Genomic DNA, 23,486 nt, shown 5'->3' on the forward strand with positions numbered 1-23,486 from the left:
CCCCGATAGAAATCGTGGGCCCTTTTGCTTACCTCTGAAACCACAAAAAAATAGATCTTTTATGTTCAGAAAGAGTTACAACAATTTGAGTTGCTATTATAAAAGACAGTATAATAAATTAATTGTAGGGAGGAACTAATTGTTCATCAGCGGGATATTATGGAATACCAGGAGCTTTGTAAGGGAAATTGGAATTGGGTTGGACGGGGACCAGATGTGACGAGATAAATATAGACCAGTCTTTTGGAATATGCAAGAAAAACAAACCCTTCTTTCAGTCTAAATCAATTCTTTTTCAGCGGCTTCAAATGCTTTTCGTTTTTTGAACGAATACCACCATTGCGGAGCTGTTTTCTTCAACAAAGTATCTATACCACGCATCCCAAACAGGTTCCATACACCATGCAACTTTGGCGCTATGCCTTCCTGCATTGCACGCAGGCTCATCGCAAACCCACTATCAAGATATTCCATATGATGAAAGTAACCGGCAGGCATAAACAGGGTATCGCCATGCTCAAGTATTACTTCATAACCAGTTGCCTGCCTAATAGCCGGGAACTGTTCGTAGTCGGGTTTTCCGTTTTTGAGATGATAATTGCTGAAATCGGCCAGGCTCAAAACTTCAAAAGGTTTGCGGTACAATTTGTATTGTTCTTCATATGGGAAGAGCAGCACCCGCTTACGACCCACAAACTGTGTATGCAGGATATGCGACAAATCAATATCAAAATGCATATGAGTGATGGAGGTTGCCCCACCCACAAATAACATCGGGTATTTTTTTACAAAGCCCTTCATATATTCTTCGGGCCAGGTAAAATCCTGTGTCAACTCCGGTGAATGATCGAAAATATTAAAGAGGAAAATGCGCCAGCCTGCCGGGCCTTCGGAGATCATATCAACATATTCGCCAAAGGTCTTATAATCATCAGCCGTGTTGATGGGCGTGTATGCATCACTTTTAATATTATTATAAATGCCTACTTTATGATGCCCTGCAATTTGCTTCAGAAAATTCCAGTTCCACTTGTTATAAGCTGGCCATGTTTTTGCGAGTGATTTAATGATCACAGGCTTACCTGGCAGATAATAGTCACGACGAAACTGCTCTGGGCTGATGGTATCAAATGTATCAACGGGTTTCAGTTGCATAAACAATCAGGGCTAATAATGCACAATCAAATATAAACGAACAATTGCAGATAAATGGTCAGCCGAATGATAAAATTGGTTCAATTCAATAGTACTTTTAATTATGTTATTGCACGTTCATCCGGAAAACCCTCAGCCCCGGCAGATCAAAACCATTGTTGAGTGTCTGCAAAGCGGGGGCATCATTATCTATCCAACCGATACGATTTATGGTTTGGGTTGTGATATTTTTCAGCATAAAGCTATCGAACGCATTTGCCGCATCAAAAATGTTGACCCGCAAAAAGCGCAACTTTCATTTATCTGCCACGGACTGAGCGATCTCAGCAATTACACCAAACAGATCAGCACGCCTGTTTATCGTATGCTGAAGCAGTATCTGCCAGGTCCTTATACGTTCATTTTACCCGCCAGTCGTGAAGTGCCGAAAATCCTGAAAAGTAAAAAAGATACCATTGGTTTGCGTGTGCCTGATAATAAAATTGCATGTGCCATAATCCGTGAGTTAGGCCATCCAATATTAAGTGCGTCATTGCCCGGGGAGATGGTGGAAGAATACACCGATCCTGAATACATGCATGATAACTTTAAGAAATTGGTTGACTTGGTTGTTGACGGTGGAATTGGTGGTATGGTTCCTTCAACCATTGTGGACTGCACGGATGATGAACCGGTGGTGTTGAGAGAAGGATTGGGCGACTGGGTAGGTTAAGCTAAGAGATTGAAAGAGGGGAATAAGCAAAAAAGGAATGCACAACATTTTTCTCTTTTACCTAATTCGTCTTCCTTATTCTTTACTCAGGATCAAAACAACTCCTGAATTTTCAACGGATCAATATTAAATGACTTACGATGGTGCTCACATAATCCATGCACTTCAATTGCCTTGCGATGTTCTTCTGTTCCATAGCCTTTGTTCTTTTGCCAATTGTAGTGGGGAAACTGTTGGTGAAGGTTGAGCATGTATTCATCACGATAGGTTTTGGCCAAAATACTGGCCGCTGCAATTGAAGCAAAACGTCCATCACCTTTTACAAATGTTTTGTGTGCAGTGCGTTTGTATTTAATGAAGCGGTTCCCATCGATCAACAATAATTGTGGCTTTTGCTTGAGTTGATCAATTGCCAAATGCATGGCTTTAAACGATGCTTTCAGAATATTGATATGATCGATCTCTTCTACTTCTACTTTTGCCACCGCATAAGCCATTGCCTTCTCCTCAATGATCAACCGTAACGTATTTCTGTTTTCTTCTTTTACCTGTTTACTATCGTTAAGCAAAGGATGATGAAATTCTTTCGGCAAGATCACTGCTGCTGCAAACACCGGTCCGGCATAACAACCCCTTCCCGCTTCATCACAACCGGCTTCAAGCAGTTCTTCCTGGTAAAAAGATAGTAAAGACATCGCCCCAAAGATAGAAAGCTTAGGAGTTTTAAAATGTTGTAGTGCTTTTCAAATCCAAAATAAAATTCCACATTTGTGTATGGCTACGCAACAGGTACACGACGATCTTCTCCGCAAGAGTTATCCTTTATTTGAAGATCAACTTGTTAATGAAATTGAAGAACAAGGTGAATTCAAAACATTTCCTGCTAATGAAATACTAATGCGTAAAGGCCAATATATCCGAAGCACCATGCTGGTATTAAATGGCCTTATCAAGATTTACCGGGAAGATGATGATGGCAATGAGTTTCTCATGTATTATTTAAAACCCGGCGAAGCCTGTGCGTTATCACTCGTTTGCGCTGCCAAACATGAAGCAAGTCCCATTATGGCGAAAACTGTGGTTGAAACAGAAGTGATGATGGTCCCCGTTGATACCATGAGCGAATGGATGGGCAAATTCAAAAGTTGGTACCAGTTTGTAATTGAAACCTATCGTGCACGTTTTGATGAATTACTTGTTACGTTGGATAATGTTGCTTTCCGTAATATGGATGAGCGTTTGGAATTTTACCTGAAACGTGCAAAGGAAGCACAGGGAACAACGCTGCTCAACATCAGTCACCAGGAAATTGCACAGGAGCTGAATACTTCAAGAGAAGTAATATCAAGACTGCTCAAAAAAATGGAGCAGAAAGGGTTGGTTGGATTACAACGCAATGCCATTGAGTTGAAAAATTTATAATTGTTTGCCTGTGTGATTTGTATCACCTTCCGCTGCTGAAATTGCATCCACATTTGCAGCATGGAAATAATCGGATATCTCGCCTCTATTGTTATTGGTATTTCGCTTGGTCTTATTGGTGGTGGCGGCTCCATCTTAACAGTACCTGTTTTGGTGTATCTGTTTGGCGTTAATCCTGTATTAGCAACCGCTTATTCGTTGTTTATTGTTGGTGCCACCTCACTGGTAGGTGCTTTCCCGAAATACAAACTTGGACTTGTAAATATTAAAACAGCCCTGATTTTTGGCACACCTGCCATTGCGGCTGTGTATGCAACACGAAAATTTATTGTACCGGCTATTCCTGATGAAGTGTTCAGTATTGCCGGCTTTACAGTAACCAAGCCCGTATTAATGATGCTGTTGTTTGCAGTACTGATGGTGTTTGCATCCTATTCCATGATCAAAGGAAAGAATGAAGATGAAAACGGTAACGGCGGGGAACAGAAATTCAATTATCCGCTGATACTGGTAGAAGGAACAGTAGTAGGCATCTTGACAGGATTGGTTGGTGCAGGCGGAGGCTTCCTTATTATTCCTGCATTGGTATTACTCAGTAAACTTCCAATGAAACAAGCAGTTGGAACTTCCTTATTAATTATAGCTGCCAAATCATTGATCGGCTTTTTAGGTGATGTAGGGCATCAGGTCATTGATTGGAAACTACTCGTTATTGTAACCGTATTGGCCATTACAGGCATTTTCATCGGCAATGCTTTCAGCAAAAAAGTATCAGGCGATAAATTGAAAAAATGGTTTGGCTGGTTTGTGTTGGTGATGGGCATTTACATCATTGTGAAAGAATTGTTTATTCGTTAAACTTCTTTTACTCCAGCGCATTTGTGTGACTAAAGTCATAGTTCACAGCCTTCTGAAAACACAACTTTGCATTATTCAAGTCAACAATAAAAAAATAAAAAAGCATATGAAATGAGCCATAAAATTTTTTAGCGATTATATCTACGGGTGATGAAAATTTATGGCGAATAACATGTGGCAAAAAAAACAATTAAAAAATATACACATGAAAATTGAACAGATCTATACCGGTTGCCTGGCACAAGGTGCTTATTATATCGAAAGCGAAGGCGAGGCCGTAGTGATCGATCCATTGCGTGAAGTAAAGCCATATCTCGAAAAAGCAAAGCGCAATAATGCCAAGATAAAGTATGTATTTGAAACACACTTCCACGCTGATTTTGTGAGTGGACATATTGATCTTGCAAAAGAATCAGGTGCAAAGATCGTGTACGGCCCAAATGCAAAACCCGATTTCGATTTTCATTCAGCAAAAGATGGTGAAGAGTTGAAAGTAGGGAAGCTTACATTCAAAGTGTTGCATACACCCGGCCATACAATGGAAAGTACCTGTTACCTGTTGAAAGATGAACATGGAAAAGATATTGCCATTTTCACCGGTGATACATTGTTCATAGGTGATGTTGGTCGCCCCGATCTTGCACAAAAAATTGTAGCCGATCTAACACAGGATATGCTTTCAGGTTATTTGTATGAATCATTGCGTAACAAGATCATGCCACTTTCTGATGATTTGATTGTATATCCGGCGCATGGTGCCGGCAGCGCATGTGGTAAGAACATGAGTAAAGAAACATCTGATACATTGGGGCATCAAAAAGCAACCAACTATGCGTTGCGTGCCAATATGACCAAAGAAGAATTTATTAAAGAAGTTACAACAGGCTTAGTGGCACCTCCCCAATATTTCCCGCTGAATGTAATGATGAATATTCATGGTTACGATAGTATTGAAGAAGTATTGAAGCGTGGTACGCAAGCTCTAAGTCCTGATGCATTTGAAACGGCAGCGAATGAAACCGGAGCGTTGATTCTTGATACAAGAGATGCCGAAGTATTTGCAAAAGGATTTGTGCCAAATTCCATTAACATTGGTATTGATGGAAGTTTTGCGCCATGGGTTGGCAGTATGATTCCCGATGTAAAACAGGAAATACTTCTTGTTACTGATGAAGGGCGTGAAGAAGAAGTGGTTACCCGTTTGGCCCGTGTTGGTTACGATTATTCGCTGGGTTATCTGAAAGGTGGTTTCAATGCATGGAGAGAAGCAGGTAAAGAAATTGATCAGATCAAACGTGTATCTGCAGAGGAACTGGCAGAGATTGTTACAAAAGATAACAATGCAAACATTCTTGATGTACGTAAAGAAAGCGAGTTCCAGAGTGAGCACCTGTTTAATGTAGAGAATGCACCGTTAGATTTTATTAACGACAGCATGTTAAAGGTTGATAAAAACAAAACCTATTATGTGCATTGTGCAGGTGGTTACCGTTCTATGATTTTTGTTTCCATTCTTCGTGCACGAGGATATGATAATTTAATTGATGTGCGTGGCGGTTTTAAAGCAATTAAAGAAAGCGGCAAGTTTAATTTAACCGATTACGTTTGTCCGACTACACTTTTATAATGAGTCATTTTTAAACTGATGAAAGGAGGCTCCATAACAACCTCCTTTCATTTCAAATCATACTATGAAAAACCGAATCCTTTTCCTGGCAGTTGGATTTTTTGCTGTTCTTTCAGCAATTGCTCAAATAAAAAATGTATCGCCTGTTTTTGCTGAAAAGAAATTAAATAAGAAAAAAGTAGTGGTACTGGATGTACGCACCACACAGGAATTCAACGAAGGACATTTGCCCAAGGCAGTTCATATAGATGTGATGGATTCAGTTGCATTTGTACAACAGATCAATCAGCTAAAAAAAGGAAAGACCTACCTGCTTTACTGCAAAAGTGGACGACGCAGCGCCAAGGCAGCAACCATCATGGAGCAACAGGGCTTTCGCCACATCTGGAATATGGAAGGCGGTATCACTTCCTGGAAAGGAACAATTAAACAATAAACGAAAAACCATTTGATATGAATCTAAAAGAAATCGTTCAGAACCCACACACAAAGTTTGTGGATGTACGTTCAAGAGAAGAGTTTGCCGACGGACACTTTCCCGGCGCAACCAATATTCCGCTGCCCGAAATTGCAGCGAAGGCTAACGAGTTGAAAGAGTCTGATAGTCCGGTAGTTTTGTATTGCCGTTCCGGGGCAAGAAGTACGAATGCATACTTTCTGCTAAAACAACTGGGACTTGAAAATGTACACAATGCAGGTGGCTTGCAAGATTTACTAACCTTGAAAAACCTCAATTAGTATGTTCAATTTTATTAAAAAATTATTTGGCCCCGGTACAGATTTTAAAGGATTGCAACAACAAGGTGCAGTTATAATTGATGTACGTACGCCAGGCGAATTTAGTGGTGGCCATATTAAAGGTGCCATTAACATTCCGGTTGACAGTATTCGTTCAAAGGTCAACGACATTAAGAAAAAAGGAAAGCCTGTCATTACCTGTTGCGCCAGTGGAATGCGTAGTGGTTCTGCCACATCTATATTAAAGCAGGCAGGCGTTGAAGCATATAACGGCGGATCATGGATCAGCTTACAAAATAAAATAGCATCATGATCATCCAATGGTTGAAACAATGGAACGGTATGCGTCTCCTTCGTCTCGGCATCGGTATCGCAGCCATTGTACAAGGACTTTATTCGCCTACACCCTTTCTTTGGGCAATTGGTGCTGTATTAGTGATTCAGGCTGTTATGAATATCGGGTGCATGGGCGGTGCCTGTGCTGTTCCGCAAAACAAACAACAACATAAAAATGAAGACTCTCTTTAAAAAAGCAACCTGGGTTTTACCAGGATTAGTGTTGGGTGCTGTTGGCGGCTTCTTCTATTGGAAATTCGATGGTTGTGATGGTACTTGTTTGATCACTTCAAGCCCCGTAAGAAGTATGATCTATTTCGGGGTGATGGGAGCTGTTGCCAACAGCATGTTCAAGCCAAAGCAAAAGGAAACAAAAGAACAGGGCGAAGTTTCGAACAACAATTGATTGTAACCTTTTCTTTCTTCTGTACCTTACAGAAACACCTGTTTCCAATGTAATATTTATCACATAATTCCGGCAGGTGGAATTCTACCTTGCAAGAACTTAAACGAAACAATTCATGAACCTGATTGAATTTATTAAACAGCCGTGGCCATGGTATGTAGCTGGTCCATTGATCGGGTTAACAGTGCCCACACTACTCATCATCGGCAACAAAACCTTTGGCATCTCTTCTTCACTGCGGCATATCTGCGCAGCATGTTTGCCGGCTAAAATTCCTTTCTTTCAATATGATTGGAGAAAAGAAATGTGGAATCTATTTTTTGTAGGTGGTATTTTATTGGGAGGATTCATTGCGTTTCTCTTTTTGCAAAACCCTGAACCAATGATCGTGAATCCGAAGCTGAGTACAGAGTTAGCCACGTATGGTATTACCAATTACGATTCACTTGTTCCAACAGAAGTGTTTAACTGGAGCAGCCTGTTCACACTACGGGGTTTTATCATGATGGTGGTGGGTGGTTTCCTCGTTGGATTTGGAACACGCTATGCAGGTGGTTGTACAAGCGGACATGCAATTATGGGTATTTCCACTTTACAATGGCCTTCATTGATAGCAACAATCAGTTTTATGGTGGGTGGTTTTATTATGGCCAATCTTCTTCTTCCTTTTATTCTTAAACTCTAACGATTCATGGAACAACAAAAAAATATCGCTGAAGAGGAAATAGTGGTTGAACAAAAACACCATGAATTCCTTACGGAGAATACAGATTTTGAAATGCGATCGATGGATGCTACCTGCTTCAACGAATCAGAACTTCAACATCCATGGTGGCATAATTTCAAATATGCGTTTGTAGGATTATTGTTTGGTATTCTCTTCGTAAAAGCAGAAGTGGTTTCCTGGTTTCGTATACAGGAAATGTTTCGCCTGCAAAGTTTTCACATGTATGGCATCATTGGCTCTGCAGTAGTGGTTGGAATTATCAGTGTGTGGCTTATTAAAAAATTTAAGATCAAAACCATTTATGGTGAGCCAATTGAATTCGTTGATAAGAAATTCAATAAAGGTCAAATCTATGGCGGTCTTTTGTTTGGTTTGGGCTGGGCCGTTACCGGCGCTTGCCCGGGACCGTTATTTGCACAGATAGGAAACGGTGCCACTGTAATTGCCGTAACATTGCTGAGTGCAATTGCCGGTACATGGGTGTATGGTAAGTTCAGAGAACAACTGCCTCATTAAATTCGAAACACAGAAAGTGAATACACAGAGAACCATACTTCTTTTTATCATTTTACTGTTATTAATTACAGCCACCCAGATTGGTTGTAATGATTCAGGCAAAGAGGAATCAACTGCAGTTGACTCAACCATTCAGCAAACAGTCTGGATGGGGCCGCCTGCAAATCAAATCCCGTATTATTCAAGAGAAGATGGAAAACTCATTTGGTATGGTCATCAACTTATATCCAACACATCAAAGTATCTCGGTCCAAAAGGTTCTGTGTTGCAAATAACAAATGGCATGAACTGCCAGAACTGTCATTTAGATGCGGGCACCAAACCCTGGGGCAATAATTACAGTGCTGTTTATACAACATATCCAAAATTCAGAGATCGTTCGGGAGGTATTGAAACCATTTATAAACGTGTGAACGATTGCATTGAACGGAGTTTGAATGGAACAGCTCTTGACACAACGTCAAAAGAGATGCAGGCCATTTATGCTTATATCAAATGGCTGGGCGAAGATTTAAAAAAAGGTGATAAACCAAAAGGCTCCGGCATTATAGAACTTCCATACCTCAATCGTGCTGCTGATCCTGAAAAAGGAAAAATTGTATATGTACAGAAATGCCAGACTTGTCATACTGCAAACGGGGAGGGGCAATTAAATGCAGATGGCATTACTTATACTTATCCGCCCTTGTGGGGTAAAAACAGTTATAATGTTGGTGCAGGTTTATTTCGTTTATCACGCTTTGCAGGTTATGTAAAAAATAATATGCCGCAGGGAACCGATTATCATTCACCACAATTAAGCGATGAGGAAGCATGGGATGTAGCAGCATTCGTTAACTCGCAGCCACGCCCCTCAAAAGATCTGAGCAGCGATTGGCCCGATATTTCAAAGAAACCGATCGATCATCCGTTTGGTCCATATGCAGATACGTTTAGTGAACAACAACATAAGTACGGCCCATTCGCCCCAATTAAAGAATACAGAGAACAACAAAAGAAATCCGGTACTAAAAAATAATTGTTAACACAAGCATGCCAGAAAAAAATACTACACATCTCCACAATTGTTCATGTAATAGTTGTTCAGATGGTGAACAGATTGCACCCATCTCTCAAAACTCACGAAGAGATTTTTTTAAATCTGCATCCGCTATTGCAGCAGGTGCGGTATTGCCCGCATCCATCGTGAATGCAGTTAGTGGCGATGATTATCATGCAAAAGAATTGTTCGGAAATAAAGCGTTGAAAGATGGTAAAGCAAACGTAATTACTCTACTGCACACATCCGATATTCACGCACAGCTTCACACACACGATGAATTCTTTTTTGAAGATGGAAATGCAGTTTATAAAAAGCGTGGAGGCTTTGCCGTATTGAAAACAATGCTGCACACACTCAAAGCACAAAACCCAACCAACACAATTATTATTGATGGTGGCGATTGTTTCCAGGGTGGTGGCGTAGCAGCATTAACTGAAGGAAAAGGCATTGTTCCACTTATAAACAATATTGGATACGATCTTATTCTTCCCGGTAACTGGGAAGTGGTGTATGGTAAAGATGCCATGCTGAAAGATCTTGGTGGTTACAACAGTGCAAAGATCTGTGCCAATATGTTTCATGATAATTCGGATGAAAATAAGAACGACCTTATTTTTCCTCCTTACTGGACAAAAATGTTGGGTGGAGTTAAAATTGGTTTCATTGGTTATAACGATCCGCTTACACCCAAACGTCAATCGCCTGCATACAGTAAGGGCATAACGTTTACAAAACCGGAAATGAATGTGGCGAAGTATATCAAAATTCTTAAAGAGTATGAGAAGTGTGCAATGGTATTCTTAGTTACACATATGGGTTTGGCGCAACAGGTTGATCTTGCCAACCAACCCGAATTACAGGGAGTTGATTATATACTTGGTGCCGATACACATGAACGTGTACGAGTACCAATACAAGGTAAGTATGCAAAGGTAACTGAGCCGGGTGCCTTTGGTTCTTTTGTTGCAAGGCTTGATATTGTTATTGAGAATGGACAGATAAAAGATGAGAATTATCAATTGCTTGATGTAGATCCGGAAAAATATAAGCCTGATCCTGCAATGGAAAGGCTGGTTGAAGAAGTAAGTGCTCCACATAAAAAAGAACTCAATAAAGTAATTGGCAAAACCAAAACAACATTGGTACGCTATTATGTTATTGAAAACCCAATGGACAATTTGATCACGGATGCATTGATGTGGAAGTTTAAAGATGCAAACGTTGATGTGGTGGTGAGTAATGGTTTTCGTTTTTGTCCGCCGTTGGTTGCAGATGCAAAAAAAGGATATGCAGAGATCACCAATGATTTTTTATGGAGCATGCTCCCGGTTGAAAGTGATGTAAAGATGGGCGAAGTGAGCGGTGCACAGTTACATGATTGGATGGAACAGGAGTTGCACAATGTCTTTGCAAAAGATCCGGCCAAACGTTTTGGAGGTTGGGTGGTTCGTTTCAAAGGAATGGAAATGAACTTCACCATGAATAATGATTTGGGCAAACGTGTAAACCGGATCACTATTAATGGCAAGCCGTTAGATAAAAACAAACAGTATACCATGCTCGCCTGCGAACGTGAAGGTGATCCTGATGATACTTTATGCCGTTTAGATAAGGTAAAGAACCCACGCAAACCCGGCTATACTTTACATGGAATTATGCGTGAATACCTGGCTGCACATCCAATGGTAGCACCAAAAATTGAAGGCCGTGCAACAGCAACCGATGCCCCGTCAACATTATTATCGCAATTGGAAGGATATAATTATACATTTATCTGATAAAACAACTCATATGCAAGGATTAAAATTCTTACTCGTATCAGCACTGGTTATCAGTTCATCATTTTTAAAGGCACAATCAAAAATTGTTTGGGAAATGGCATCGGGTGATACTGCCCAGCAACGTATCCTGTTCAGACAGGTAGGTAATGTACTTGCAGCTGCTCCTGATACAAAAATTGAAATTGTATTTCATGGAAATGCTGTTTGGGGATTGCTGAAGGACACTGGTTATTTTAAAGAACAGATTATTGGCTTTCATAAAAAGGGAGTAGTAATGGCTGTTTGTAACAATGCTTTAAAAATGAGGAATATTAAAACAGACAGAGTGATACCCGAAGGAACCGTTGTTCCTGTTGCCATTCTTGAATTAGTAAAGAAACAGGAAGAAGGCTGGAGCTATATTAAAGCAGCCAATTGATCTGATTGAAAAGAGGAGTGTGAATGATGAAGCAAGGTTTGCACGAAAATAGAAATCAATTTATCCTGCTGGTGCTTGTAAATGCATTCGTAGGTGCAATGGTTGGTTTAGAACGAACCGTAATGCCCGATTATGCAGCTGCACGTTTTCAAATGGATTCAACTGTTGCATTGGTTTCATTTATTGCCGCCTTTGGTACAACCAAAGCAATCTTCAATTTGCTCACCGGTTATTTACACCAACATTATAATCGCAAACAAATCTTATTACTTGGCTGGGCAGCCGCAATACCTGTTCCTTTTCTGTTACTCTATGCACAAGACTGGTGGATGGTGATTGTCGCCAATATTTTTCTGGGCATCAATCAAGGGTTGGCATGGTCATCAACAGTGGTCATGAAAGTTGATTTAGTAGGAACGAAGAACCGTGGACTGGCAATGGGCATTAATGAATTTGCAGGTTATGTAGCAGTTGGGTTAGCCGGGTATCTTGCAACCAGTCTTGCTCATACATATGGTGCAGGATTTTATCCGTTTGTACCAGGTATCTTTTTTGTAGTGATAGGTTTTTTATTATCATGGTTATTGGTAAAAGATACCACAGCATTTGTAACACATGAACAGCAAGCAACGGAACAACGAGCATTCAAATCGCTTTGGAAAGAAGTAAGCTTCCGTCATTTTAACATGGGCAGTGTGAACATCAATGGGTTTATTAATAATCTGAACGATGGTGTGCTGTGGGGTTTGTTGCCCATCTGGTTATTATCGAACGGTTACAGCATTCTAGAAACAGGAAGTATTGCTGCTATCTATCCGGCCGTGTGGGGCATCAGTCAATTGTTTGCAGGAAAACTGGGGGATCATTTTTGCAAAAAACAATTGCTTACAGTCGGTATGTTGTTGCAGGCTGCAGGTATTGTTCTTCTTGTAATTGGCACTGCAAAATTATTTGTGATCAGTGCTATGCTGTTGATGGGATTGGGAACAGGTTTGGTGTATCCAAACTTCCTCACGGTTATTGCAGAAAATCTTTCTCCCGTTCAGCGTTCAAAAGGGTTAAGCATTTTTCGTTTCTGGAGAGATCTTGGTTATGTTGCCGGTGCGTTAGGTGCAGGACTTATTGCAGAACTCTTCAGCATACCCATTGCGTTTACAGTTGTTGCAGCTCTCACAGCAGCCGCCGGCATTATGGCCAACCTGCGCATGTGCTGCACCTTTAAATTATTATGGCGCAGCCATACCTGCACGGAAGCTGCTGCATTTTGAACTGCTTTACCTAAACAAAACAAATACAATCACAGCTATATAAACAGCATGTGAACTCCTTCGCCTTCGCTTCTTTTATAAAAATCACTAACGGTTATAATATCATCAACACCTTCATACAGATCTTCTTCTTTGTAATGGAACATATCAAACGCAAGTTTGCAAGCCCACATTTTTACACCGGATGCATATAAAATATCAAGGAACTCAGGAACTTCCGGCATATCTACTTTTTCCATTTCTTTTTTCATCATAGTTGTTGCCAGTGCTTCCATACCGGGGAGCCCGCCAATCATCGTTGGCATGTGCATAGCAGGATTACCTACAGTGGCAATATGCAGGCTATCCATTTTCTTTTTGTTAATTGCCTCCAATCCAAAGAAGGTAAAGAATAACTCAGCTTCAATTCCTTCCATACGTGCACCATTAGCTAATACAAAAGCAGCATATACATTTTCCAATGATGCTTTTGATAAGATGATCATCATCTTTTTTATTTTTCCATTATTCTCGGTCATGGCTTTTAATTTTTGATTGTTAAATACAACTTGCAGGCTTGGGTATGCCGGCAATTTTTGTTGAAGTTTTCAATGGTGCATTGGGAAATAAGGAATAGAATTCTTTAATATCCACCACACCGCTTTTACCTACACGCCTGATGCTGAGTGCCACCTGGTTCTGCTGTTCTTTTTGCAGATATTTCAGAACTTCCCAATGGCGGGGTGTTAGATCAATGTTGGCTTCAGATGCTAACTCTGTTCCAACATTCTCATCCCATTGGCTGAAATCAGTTAAATAACCTTCTTCGTTAACGGTGATTATTTTACCGGCTATTGTCTTTTCCATAATATGTTTTTAATTAGTGAATGATTTAGTTATAATGTTTTCCGCTTTCGCTCATGGTTGCTGATACAAACGGAATATGAGTTCCTTTTAGCAGTACATTCCAATAGATCCAGCGAAAGGCGAGTTTACCCATGTGATTCATGCGGCTTTCTTTCAACAAACGCAACGGACCAATTCCTGCAAAAGGAAAACTACCTTCTACCGGTTCGTGTGTATAGTTGAAGTCGATGAGCAATGCTTTACCGCCGCCTGTTTCAATAAAACAGTTTGCATGTCCATCGAATTCTTCTTTCAATGGTTCAGCTTTTACATACCTCAGAATATTTTCTGTTAAGATCTCTGCTTCAAAGTGTGCAACAGACCCTGCTTTTGATGCAGGTATATTACTTGCGTCGCCAATTACAAATACGTTTGCAAAATTTTTCGATTGCAGTGTTGATTTGTGAGTAGGCACATAGTTCAGATCATCGCCCATTCCTGAACGTTCCATCAATTCATCGCCTTTATTGGTAGGAACTGTAACAAGAATATCAAACTGAATTTCTCTGCCGCCATAATCAACAATGGTTTTGCTTTCATTATCTACATGCTCAATCGCAAAATCACTTTCAATCTTAATTCCTTTTTCATGCAGTAAATGTTCCAGCGCTTCGGTTGCCTTTGGTTTTGTAAAAGCACCGCTTAATGGCGTTACATAAGTGATCTCAACTTTGTCACGCATGTGTTTATGCTTAAAGAAAGAATCGGCCAGGAAGGCAAATTCCAATGGCGCAACCGGGCATTTGATTGGCATTTCAGTAATATGCACCACCAGTTTACCTCCTTCCCAATCTCTCAATTTGTTGCGTAATGCAAGTGCTCCTTCAAATGTGTAAAAATCAAAAACAGATTTTTGCCATTCTTCACCCTTCATGCCTTCTGTTTCTTCGGGTGCAATTTTTGCTCCCGTGGCAACAATGAGAATATCATAATTTAATTCAGCACCATCTTTCAATTGAATTTTATTTTCATTTGGAACGATGCGTTCAATTTTACGTTTTAACAGCGTTACATCTTTTGGAATAAATTCTTCTATTGTTTTAATGATATCATCAGGAGTGTAAATATCAAACGGGAGAAAAAGATAACCTGGTTGGTAATGATGCTCTTCACGTTCATCAACAATGGTAATTTGCCAATCGGGTTGTTTTAATTCATGGTGCAGATGATTGGCCATCATGGTTCCCGCAGTACCAGCTCCCAGTATAACAAGATTTTTCATTTGCTGATTGTTTTGTTGTGTGATTTATGACATAGTAAAAATCGATCAGCAACAGTTATTGTTTAATGACCTGTATGCGCATGCAGAATGATACTTGTCAAGAAAAAATGGAGAATCATTTAAAATGTATTAGTTGTGTGATTTTTGTCACAACGAAAAACGCTAGAACACTTGTTGTATGTGACTTTTAGCACATATCAGCCCCTTTCCAATAACAGGTTTCTACATGATTAATATCACAAGATGCACTTACCACTTGCGCTACTTTTGACACATTAAGAAAGTATAAAAATAGATTAGTAATGAAGTACATCATTGTAGGTGCCGTTGCAGGTGGGGCGAGTGCAGCAGCAAGAATAAGAAGGTTAGATGAGCATGCAGAGATCATCATCTTTGAAAAAGGCGAATATATTTCGTTCGCCAATTGTGGACTGCCCTACTATATCGGCGAAGTGATCAAAGACCGGAATAAACTCTTTGTGCAAACTGCAACAGCTTTCAATCAACGTTTCAATATTGATGTGCGTGTACAAACTGAAGTAACTGCCATCAATCCATCTACAAAAACCATTACGGCTGTTAAACAGGTAACAAGCGAAGTGTATGAGGAAACTTATGATAAACTGATTCTTTCACCGGGTGCAGAACCTGTTCGTCCTCCTTTGCCCGGCATTAACAATGAAGGCATCTTTACATTACGAAACGTAAAAGACACCGATTATATTAAAGCTTATGTGCAACAGAAGAATGTGAACAAGGCAGTGATTATTGGTGCAGGATTTATTGGCCTTGAAATGGCGGAAAACTTTCATGAGCTTGGTTTGGATGTAACCGTTGTTGAAATGATCAACCAGGTAATGGCGCCTGTTGATTATTCCATTGCTTCTTTTGTACAGCAACATATCCGTTCTAAAAGAGTGCATCTTCGTTTGAACACTGCCGTTACAGGCTTTACAAAAGTTGGAGAAAGAATTGAAGTAGCCTTTAATAATGGCGAAGTATTAGTGGCCGACGTCGTGTTACTTTCCATTGGTGTTCGCCCTGATACCAGGCTTGCTGTAATGGCAGGATTAAAACTCGGACCGGCAAAAGGTATTTGGGTAAATGAGTTTTTACAAACATCTGATCCGGATATTTATGCAGTTGGTGATGCAATTGAATTTGAAAATCCGATCACACATCAATCCATGATCACTTACCTCGCAGGCCCGGCCAATAAACAAGGACGTATTTGTGCAGATAATGTGGTACTTGGAAATGTACGATCGTACAACGGCTCCATTAATACAGCAATTGTAAAAGTATTTGATATGACGGTGGGTACTGCAGGTACAGCATCCAAACATTTAACTGCGGCTGGTATTGAACATATTGTTTCAACCACACATAACGGATCACATGCAGGTTACTATCCCGGTTCTAAACAAATGACGATACAACTTGCTTTCGCACCCAAAGACGGACGTTTGTTGAGTGCACAGATCGCAGGATATGATGGTGTTGATAAACGTATTGATGTATTTGCATCTTACATCAAACAAGGAAAAACCATTTACGATCTGATTGAGTTTGAACATGCTTATGCTCCTCCTTATTCATCAGCGAAGGATCCGGTGAACATGGCCGGTTTTGTTGCAGAGAATATTTTACTGGACCGTCTGCGTGTATTTTACTGGAATGAAATAGAAGAATTAAAACCAAATGATGTGTTGATCGATGTTCGTCGTAAGGATGAATTTGATGCGGGCAATATTTCCGGGGCAATCAACATACCGGTTGATGAACTAAGATGCAGGTTAAATGAAATTCCAAAAAACAAATCAATTTATATTTATTGTGAAGCAGGTTTGCGTGGCTACCTGGCACAACGCATACTTCGGCAAAACGGATTTAACAAAGTAGCCAACTTGTCCGGTGGCTATATTTTATGGAAAGCCTGTGTAAACGAGCAAAACAAGCTCGCCAATAAACTGGAGGATTTTCTTATTCATCAATAATAATTGAGACCTGTTCCTCTCCTACCTTTGCCATCGTTATGACGCAAACTTCCTCTTCAAATAAAGCAGTCGCTAATTGGTTGCTCTTTGGTGTATTCATGTTAATTGTCCAGATCTTATTGGGCGGCATCACCCGTTTAACAGGCAGCGGCTTAAGTATTACAGAGTGGGACGTTGTAACAGGCACATTACCGCCACTGAACGAAACCAAATGGCTGGAAGAGTTTGCAAAGTATAAAGCAACACCGCAGTATCAATTACTCAATACCGATTTCACCGTCAGCGATTTTAAATTCATTTTCTTTTGGGAATGGTTTCATCGTTTATGGGCGAGAGTAATGGGGATGGTGTTTGCTGTTGGTTTTATTTACTTTTTAGTGCGCAGGTATTTTAAACAGGAGATGATCAAGCCGTTGCTCATATTGTTTTTGTTAGGTGCGTTGCAGGGTGCAGTTGGCTGGATCATGGTTGCAAGTGGTTTGGTGGGCGATGCTGTTTATGTAAAACCAACAAGACTGGCGCTTCATTTTATTTTAGCTATGGGTTTGCTTTGTTACACGTTTTGGTTTGCGTTGCAGTTGCGTGTAAAAAAAGAACAGGTCACACACAACAAGTCTATTCACAGTTTTACAATGTGGTTGTTGGTATTACTGGTTGTACAACTGATGTTTGGAGCATTGATGGCGGGTCATAAAGCTGCAACAGCCGCACCATCGTGGCCAATGATTAACGCCGAGTGGATACCTGCTGCCTTATTTAAAGATTCTCCCTGGCTTATCAACTTTATTGAAAATAAGATCACTATTCATTTTGTACATCGTGGTCTTGCATATTTACTTACTGCACTCATTATTGCTTGGTATTACAAAGCTGCCAAAATAAAAGGCTCCGATCTGTTCCAGGCAACACGTTTTCTTCCATTGTTCCTTGTGGTTGTGCAGGTAGTGTTAGGTATTGCATCAGTACTTACATCACCACAAATTATTCCTAGCCGCTGGGGCTTGTTTGAGTGGATGGCGCAACTGCATCAACTGGTGGGTATGTTCTTATTGCTAAGCTTTATTTGGATACTTTATTTAGTACGCAGGAAACAAGTGGTATAACATTCAACGCCAAGCAGCGTTCTTATGTAAATTGTTTTCTTTTACGTAACTTCTGTCCCATGAAGAAATACCTGCTTGGCATATGGTATTCATTCCCTGTTCAATTGATCTTTCTGCATTTCCGGAAATATCAACTCATGTTGCTATTCTGGGTATTACTGGCTAGTGCAGCCAGTGGTGGTTTTATGAGCGACTATGGTGCTAATTCACTTTTTTTATCGCCTGAATATTTAGGTGAAGTAAATTTTTTCAGTGCCTTCTTTGTTGGAGTTGCGTTTGGTGGTTTCGTTATGAGCTGGAATATTACCACCTTCATTCTGTTCAGCAGTTACTTTAAATTTTTAGCCACTACTTCAAAACCATTTTTAAAATATTGCATTAACAATGCAGGCATCCCTGTTATTTTTATTATCAATTACTTTATCCAGGTTGTGCGTTTTGGCAAATACAAAGAGCTGATGGAGAATGGAGAGATCATTCTTATCATGTTTGGTTTTATTGCGGGGCTTGTTATCTTTCTTCTGTTCTCTATGCTTTATTTCTATGGCTCGGAAAAGGCGATCCTGCGTGATATGCAACCGGTGCTGCGTGATCCCCAACAATTCAAACAACAATTCAAACCTCATCATAAAGCAGAAGACCATCAACAGGTAATTAAGGTTCAGTATTTTTTAACCAGTTTTCTTACATACCGCAAAACAAGAAACGTAACACATTACAGTCGCTTGTTTCTGGATGTGATCTTTAAACGCCATCACTTTTCTGCAGTGCTTGCAATCATTCTTGCGTTTCTATTGCTCATGATTTATGGTTTGTTTCTCGACCGGCCTTCGTTGCAGTTGCCTGCTGCAGCCAGCATCTTTGTATTCTTTGCAATCCTCATTGGTGCATCTGGTGCATTGGCGCATTGGCTCGATACGTGGAGCATTCCTGTAGCAATACTTCTTGTTCTTGTTTTCCATATGTTATTCCGATACGAATACATCGATATCCGCAACAAAGCATTTGGATTGAATTATGAAGATCGTAGCAAACGTCCCGTGTATTCACTTGCCTCAATGGTGAAACTGTGCACGCCTGAACAAATGCAGAAAGACAGTTTGAATATGATCAACGTGCTTGAGAACTGGAAGCGAAAACAGGTTGAAGAAAAACCATTCTTTTATGTGATCAACGTAAGCGGCGGCGGCAACCGTTCTGCTACGTTTACGGCGAACATGTTGTGCAGGATCGATAGTTTTATGAATGGTAAACTGATGCAGAAGACTGCACTATTCTCCGGCGCATCAGGTGGCATGTTGGGATTAACTTATTACCGTGAGCTATACCGGCAACAGCAAAAAGGGAAACCACTTTCATTTACGAATGAAATGATCTCCGCCAACATCTCAAAGGATTTATTGAATCCTATTTTTTCTGCCTATGTTACAAGAGACCTTGTTACACCTGCACAAAAATTTTCGGTTGGGCCTTACCGTTTTGTAAAAGACAGAGGTTATGCCTTTGAGCAACAGTTTAACTTCAACACCGGAAATATTCTTACTGATCGATTAACTGATTACCGAACCGATGAGTTTGAAGCAAAAATTCCATTGGGCATTTTTAGTTCAACAGTTTCGCAGGACGGACGTAAGCTGATGATCTGCAGCCAGCCAATCAGTTTTTTAATGCGGCCTAAATTCGACAGTACAAAAGGAATTACTGCTGAGCCTGATGCGATTGATTATACAGCTTTCTTTAAAGATCTTGATCCTTACAATCTCCGGATGCTTACGGCGCTTAGGATGAATGCAACATTCCCTTATGTGCTACCCAACGTATGGCTGCCCACCAAACCAATCGTAGATGTAATGGATGCAGGTTTACGTGATAACTTCGGACAAGAAATTACTTTGCGTTTTCTGCATGTGTTTGCAGATTGGATTAAGGAAAACACATCGGGTGTAATTTTTATTCAGATACGTGACCGGAAGAAAGGTGAGTGGCATGATGATTTGCGTGAACCTGGTGTAGGTGATATTCTTTATAAACCTGTTACTACACTGCAGAATAATTTTTATAAAGTGCAGGATTATATGCAGGAGAGTATGCTTAGTTATTCAAAGGAAACAGTGCCCATAAACAGATTTATGTTTATGTATCAACCATCTGGTAATAAAAAGGGAGCTGCACTCAGTTTTCATTTAACAGAAAGGGAAAAACAGGATATTTCAAGAGCTGTGTTTGATAATGTAAATGAGCAAACTATACAAAAGTTGATGCGCCTGCAGGAAATGCAGCGCCCTGTTCAGCTTGCTCAGGGCATTAATAAAGAATAAGCTGCCGGTAATACTTTTATGTGGAAAAATGATGCAGTTGGTTTGCCGTCACCATCAATATGAAATGGTGCATTGTCGGTGTTCGTAATAGTTAACTCAGCTGTCTGGAAATAAGTAATGCCTCTACGTTTTGTAAAATCTGCGGTAAATTTCCCAAAACGTATATGCAACAAAATGCGCATCAGTACAAAAAAGATATTTGTTTTTTCTACTGCTACAATGTCAAGTAAGCCGTCCTGTAAACTTGCTTTTGGCGCAATGGTGAATTGATTGCCGAACTGGTTACTGTTAGCAATACTGATGAAGTAAGCCCTTAATTTCAGATCTGCTTCTTTTGCTTTGATACCAAAAGTATAGGTCCTTATTCTTTGAAGGTTTTTTAAGATTAGCCGGATATACTTATTCAAACCTCTTTTCTTTTCTCTGTCGAATTCATGAGCTACCTGTGCATCGAAACCAATGCCGCTCAACATACAGGAAAAATGATTGTTGATAACAAATGCATCAACCCGATGTGCAGTTCCGTTAAAAATAATATCGATCGCCTTGTTCACATCCTTTGAAATACCTGCCGCTAATGCCAATCCATTTCCCGATCCTCTGGGAATAATACCAATATTAACCGGCAAATCTTTAATGGCTGCAACAACAGTACTGATGGTTCCGTCGCCTCCTGCAATAACGACGTCAGTTACTGATTCATTTATAATCTTTTCTTTCAGTGATGAATAGTCGCCATCAGCACGGCTATGTTCAATACTGTAATGTACAGCGGCCTGTTGGCAACGTTCGGTAATGATCTCTGCCAGAGATTTTCCCTTTTGCACACCTGAATGAGGATTGAATAAAAAGATAAAACGACGTTGCATCACGTGGCAAAACTACAGGCGAAAATGTAAACCTGCGAAAAAAGCTCTAACGGCGTGGGTACAATACATCCCGGTTGTAAGACCAGATCGCATCCTGCAGATAGTTGCCAGCTTTACGGCGAAACAAGGAACCGATAAGGTTGATGGTATTGCCGCTAATGACCGTGATATATCCGGGCGTTCGGTTTTTTTGCGCCATAATAATTCCTGTAATAACTGCGGCCGTGCCAAATATTGGCAACACATTTCCAACACGTTTATTCTTGAGATATTGTTTGTAGTATGCAGTGGCTTCAGGAGAAATGAGCATCAGATTCTTCACCGTTTGGGGTTCAAGCAATGAACCATTCATGGTAATACGATTATTAAAGCGCAGAGTTTTTTGATTGTATTGCATGCGAAGGGAATCGATATTAAGCTGGGCACTGCCAGCAAAAGCAATAAAAAGACATAGTGAAAACAATAATGATCGCATCATGCTATAAAAATATAAATAGGTGTTAGTTTTTTCGGCTACTCATGACTGAAAGTATACTTTTTATGAAGTATTATTGTATTAATACGGCTAATACTTAAACAAAGATGGCTTAATCTACTGATAACACTGTAAGCTTGTCTATCTGATGCTGTTGCCTTACATTTGCCGAAACTTACGATTAATAAATGCAACATCACACCTTACGAATAACGCTTTCGGTTTTACTAACGGGTGCTGCGTTTGTTTTCTTTGCACAATTGGTGTTCTTGCCGCTTAATGAAGATCAACGTTTTTTCCTAATCGTACAGGCATTATTATTCTTATTCCTCTCTTCAGCGAATTATACGGATAGAAAAAAGGCATTGCTTGGCAAACCGAAAACACATTTAGTGATACTCATTGTCCTTGCTGTAGTATTATCGATCAATGGATATTTTTTGGTGAAAAAAGGAAATACAGACATCGCTACTTCTCGGTTAATAACTAAAAGTCACACGCTTTAATTAAAGCAATTTCGCTTACCATTTCAGTAAGGCGCTGGCCCAGGTAAAGCCGCTGCCAAAAGCTGCAAGGCACACGAGATCACCTTCGTTAAGTTTACCTGCTTCCCATGCTTCGCATAACGCAATAGGTACCGATGCTGCTGTTGTGTTGCCATATTTCTGAATATTGTTAAACACCTGGTCGTCTCTGAGTTTTAGTTTTTGTTGCACAAATTGTGCTATGCGCAGGTTTGCCTGGTGTGGTATCAGCAATTTCAGATCAGCCGGTTGATAACCGTTAGCAGCAAGAGCCTCCATGATTACTTCCGGAAATTTTACTACCGCTGTTTTAAATACTGCGGGGCCATCCATATTGGGGAAGTTTTCACCCTTATCAATCATGTCATGACTCATAAACATATCTGCTATTTCAGTTTCATTAAAACTTGCAAGGTTTTGTTTCCAATGATTCGCATGCGTACCTGGATTATACATCGCAAGAATTTCCGCATCATTTCCATCACTGTGCAAATGTGTGCTGAGGATGCCACGATTCTCATCTGTTGTAGGTTGTAACACAACAGCACCTGCTCCATCGCCGAAGATGACACTGATATTTCTGCCTCTTGTACTAAAATCTAATCCAAACGAATGTTTCTCTGCTCCAACAACTAATATGTTTTTATACATACCGGTTTTAATAAACTGATCGGCTACAGAAACAGCATATACAAAACCACTACATTGATTACGCACATCCAATGCCCCAACCTGTTTCATTTTCATGGCACGTTGTAGCAGCACGCCGCAACCGGGAAAATAATAGTCGGGACTTAATGTGGCGAACACAATAAAATCAATATCCTGTGGAGTAATTCCTGCACGTTTGATTGCAATGGTTGCTGCTTCCACACCCATTGTAGTAGTGGTTTCTTCTGTTCGATGCGCATAACGACGCTCTTTAATACCGGTTCGTTCCTGTATCCATTCATCGTTTGTATCCATATATTTTGTGAGGTCGTTGTTTGTAACAACGTTGGAAGGAACATACATACCAATCCCTGCTATTTTACTGCGAACCATATGGCAATCAATTTTAAAGAAAGTTAGGAAATAGAACCGAAAT

The 23,486-nt window shown here is 40.2% G+C and carries 27 protein-coding genes; 19 read left to right on the forward strand and 8 right to left on the reverse strand.

Annotation, left to right across the window (positions count from 1 at the left end):
* Positions 1-279: 279 nt before the first annotated feature.
* Entirely contained in the window at positions 280-1,155 is an 876-nt protein-coding gene (locus WG954_RS04370; RefSeq protein WP_340434013.1) for a cupin-like domain-containing protein, read from the reverse strand.
* Positions 1,156-1,258: 103 nt separating this feature from the next.
* On the opposite strand from WG954_RS04370, the gene WG954_RS04375 reads away from it, so the two are divergent.
* Complete coding sequence (locus WG954_RS04375; RefSeq protein ID WP_340434015.1) at positions 1,259-1,867, forward strand: L-threonylcarbamoyladenylate synthase; 609 nt, start codon at positions 1,259-1,261, stop codon at positions 1,865-1,867.
* Between the two features lie 92 nt (positions 1,868-1,959).
* Here the strand turns inward: WG954_RS04375 and rnhB are convergent, their stop codons facing one another.
* Positions 1,960-2,562, reverse strand: coding sequence for a ribonuclease HII (rnhB, locus tag WG954_RS04380; protein ID WP_340434017.1), 603 nt, complete (start codon positions 2,560-2,562; stop codon positions 1,960-1,962).
* Between the two features lie 79 nt (positions 2,563-2,641).
* Here rnhB and WG954_RS04385 point away from each other — a divergent pair, with 79 nt between their 5' ends.
* From WG954_RS04385 to WG954_RS04450, 14 genes are all read left to right on the forward strand, one after another.
* Entirely contained in the window at positions 2,642-3,289 is a 648-nt protein-coding gene (locus WG954_RS04385) for a Crp/Fnr family transcriptional regulator (RefSeq protein ID WP_340434019.1), read from the forward strand.
* 60 nt (positions 3,290-3,349) lie between these two features.
* Positions 3,350-4,147 (forward strand): sulfite exporter TauE/SafE family protein, encoded by a 798-nt coding sequence (locus WG954_RS04390; protein WP_340434021.1) that lies wholly within the window; start codon positions 3,350-3,352, stop codon positions 4,145-4,147.
* Between the two features lie 205 nt (positions 4,148-4,352).
* Complete coding sequence (locus WG954_RS04395; RefSeq protein ID WP_340434023.1) at positions 4,353-5,774, forward strand: MBL fold metallo-hydrolase; 1,422 nt, start codon at positions 4,353-4,355, stop codon at positions 5,772-5,774.
* A gap of 64 nt (positions 5,775-5,838) precedes the next feature.
* A complete protein-coding gene (locus WG954_RS04400; protein WP_340434024.1) occupies positions 5,839-6,210 on the forward strand; it encodes a rhodanese-like domain-containing protein in 372 nt (123 codons plus the stop codon).
* Between the two features lie 17 nt (positions 6,211-6,227).
* Complete coding sequence (locus tag WG954_RS04405; protein ID WP_340434025.1) at positions 6,228-6,512, forward strand: rhodanese-like domain-containing protein; 285 nt, start codon at positions 6,228-6,230, stop codon at positions 6,510-6,512.
* Position 6,513: 1 nt separating this feature from the next.
* Positions 6,514-6,825 carry a rhodanese-like domain-containing protein gene (locus tag WG954_RS04410; protein WP_340434027.1) on the forward strand — a complete coding sequence of 104 codons (312 nt, stop codon included), beginning with the start codon at positions 6,514-6,516 and terminating at the stop codon, positions 6,823-6,825.
* Positions 6,822-7,040 carry a hypothetical protein gene (locus WG954_RS04415; RefSeq protein WP_340434029.1) on the forward strand — a complete coding sequence of 73 codons (219 nt, stop codon included), beginning with the start codon at positions 6,822-6,824 and terminating at the stop codon, positions 7,038-7,040. Before WG954_RS04410 ends, WG954_RS04415 begins: the two co-directional genes overlap by 4 nt.
* Positions 7,024-7,254: a hypothetical protein gene (locus tag WG954_RS04420; protein WP_340434031.1), complete on the forward strand. Its 231-nt coding sequence runs from the start codon at positions 7,024-7,026 to the stop codon at positions 7,252-7,254. The genes WG954_RS04415 and WG954_RS04420 overlap by 17 nt, the downstream gene beginning before the upstream one ends.
* 115 nt (positions 7,255-7,369) lie before the next feature.
* Positions 7,370-7,939, forward strand: coding sequence for a YeeE/YedE family protein (locus WG954_RS04425; RefSeq protein ID WP_340434033.1), 570 nt, complete (start codon positions 7,370-7,372; stop codon positions 7,937-7,939).
* Between the two features lie 6 nt (positions 7,940-7,945).
* On the forward strand, positions 7,946-8,497 hold the full coding sequence (locus tag WG954_RS04430) for a DUF6691 family protein (RefSeq protein WP_445298449.1): 552 nt from the start codon (positions 7,946-7,948) through the stop codon (positions 8,495-8,497).
* A gap of 16 nt (positions 8,498-8,513) precedes the next feature.
* On the forward strand, positions 8,514-9,515 hold the full coding sequence (locus WG954_RS04435; RefSeq protein WP_340434035.1) for a c-type cytochrome: 1,002 nt from the start codon (positions 8,514-8,516) through the stop codon (positions 9,513-9,515).
* Between the two features lie 14 nt (positions 9,516-9,529).
* Positions 9,530-11,317 carry a 5'-nucleotidase C-terminal domain-containing protein gene (locus tag WG954_RS04440; protein WP_340434037.1) on the forward strand — a complete coding sequence of 596 codons (1,788 nt, stop codon included), beginning with the start codon at positions 9,530-9,532 and terminating at the stop codon, positions 11,315-11,317.
* Positions 11,318-11,330: 13 nt separating this feature from the next.
* Positions 11,331-11,738: a DsrE family protein gene (locus WG954_RS04445; protein WP_340428157.1), complete on the forward strand. Its 408-nt coding sequence runs from the start codon at positions 11,331-11,333 to the stop codon at positions 11,736-11,738.
* Between the two features lie 23 nt (positions 11,739-11,761).
* Complete coding sequence (locus tag WG954_RS04450; protein WP_340434038.1) at positions 11,762-13,006, forward strand: MFS transporter; 1,245 nt, start codon at positions 11,762-11,764, stop codon at positions 13,004-13,006.
* A 35-nt stretch (positions 13,007-13,041) separates the two neighbouring features.
* Here WG954_RS04450 and WG954_RS04455 read toward each other — a convergent pair whose 3' ends face one another.
* Genes WG954_RS04455 through sqr form a run of 3 tightly spaced genes read right to left on the reverse strand, consistent with a single transcriptional unit; the run spans position 13,042 to position 15,113 of the window.
* Positions 13,042-13,524 (reverse strand): DsrE/DsrF/DrsH-like family protein, encoded by a 483-nt coding sequence (locus WG954_RS04455; protein WP_340434039.1) that lies wholly within the window; start codon positions 13,522-13,524, stop codon positions 13,042-13,044.
* Positions 13,525-13,543: 19 nt separating this feature from the next.
* Positions 13,544-13,852: a TusE/DsrC/DsvC family sulfur relay protein gene (locus WG954_RS04460; RefSeq protein ID WP_340434040.1), complete on the reverse strand. Its 309-nt coding sequence runs from the start codon at positions 13,850-13,852 to the stop codon at positions 13,544-13,546.
* 25 nt (positions 13,853-13,877) lie between these two features.
* Positions 13,878-15,113 (reverse strand): type III sulfide quinone reductase, selenoprotein subtype, encoded by a 1,236-nt coding sequence (gene sqr / locus WG954_RS04465; RefSeq protein WP_340434041.1) that lies wholly within the window; start codon positions 15,111-15,113, stop codon positions 13,878-13,880.
* Positions 15,114-15,415: 302 nt separating this feature from the next.
* Between sqr and WG954_RS04470 the strand changes: the two genes are divergently transcribed.
* Genes WG954_RS04470 through WG954_RS04480 form a run of 3 tightly spaced genes read left to right on the forward strand, consistent with a single transcriptional unit; the run spans position 15,416 to position 20,531 of the window.
* Entirely contained in the window at positions 15,416-17,110 is a 1,695-nt protein-coding gene (locus WG954_RS04470; protein WP_340434042.1) for an FAD-dependent oxidoreductase, read from the forward strand.
* Between the two features lie 38 nt (positions 17,111-17,148).
* Positions 17,149-18,213, forward strand: coding sequence for a COX15/CtaA family protein (locus WG954_RS04475; protein ID WP_340434043.1), 1,065 nt, complete (start codon positions 17,149-17,151; stop codon positions 18,211-18,213).
* A 59-nt stretch (positions 18,214-18,272) separates the two neighbouring features.
* Positions 18,273-20,531, forward strand: coding sequence for a hypothetical protein (locus WG954_RS04480; protein ID WP_340434044.1), 2,259 nt, complete (start codon positions 18,273-18,275; stop codon positions 20,529-20,531).
* Here the strand turns inward: WG954_RS04480 and WG954_RS04485 are convergent.
* Positions 20,510-21,400: a diacylglycerol/lipid kinase family protein gene (locus WG954_RS04485; RefSeq protein WP_340434045.1), complete on the reverse strand. Its 891-nt coding sequence runs from the start codon at positions 21,398-21,400 to the stop codon at positions 20,510-20,512. The two genes, WG954_RS04480 and WG954_RS04485, sit on opposite strands and share 22 nt — an antisense overlap.
* Positions 21,401-21,446: 46 nt before the next feature.
* The gene (locus tag WG954_RS04490; RefSeq protein WP_340434047.1) at positions 21,447-21,878 is read right to left on the reverse strand and encodes a hypothetical protein; all 432 of its coding nucleotides are present in this window, start codon (positions 21,876-21,878) and stop codon (positions 21,447-21,449) included.
* 185 nt (positions 21,879-22,063) lie between these two features.
* On the opposite strand from WG954_RS04490, the gene WG954_RS04495 reads away from it, so the two are divergent.
* Positions 22,064-22,381 (forward strand): hypothetical protein, encoded by a 318-nt coding sequence (locus WG954_RS04495; protein WP_340434048.1) that lies wholly within the window; start codon positions 22,064-22,066, stop codon positions 22,379-22,381.
* A 15-nt stretch (positions 22,382-22,396) separates the two neighbouring features.
* Here WG954_RS04495 and WG954_RS04500 read toward each other — a convergent pair whose 3' ends face one another.
* A complete protein-coding gene (locus WG954_RS04500; protein WP_340434049.1) occupies positions 22,397-23,443 on the reverse strand; it encodes a 3-oxoacyl-ACP synthase III family protein in 1,047 nt (348 codons plus the stop codon).
* Between the last annotated feature and the right edge of the window lie 43 nt (positions 23,444-23,486).

This window comes from Lacibacter sp. H375 (assembly GCF_037892425.1).
Taxonomy (GTDB): domain Bacteria; phylum Bacteroidota; class Bacteroidia; order Chitinophagales; family Chitinophagaceae; genus Lacibacter.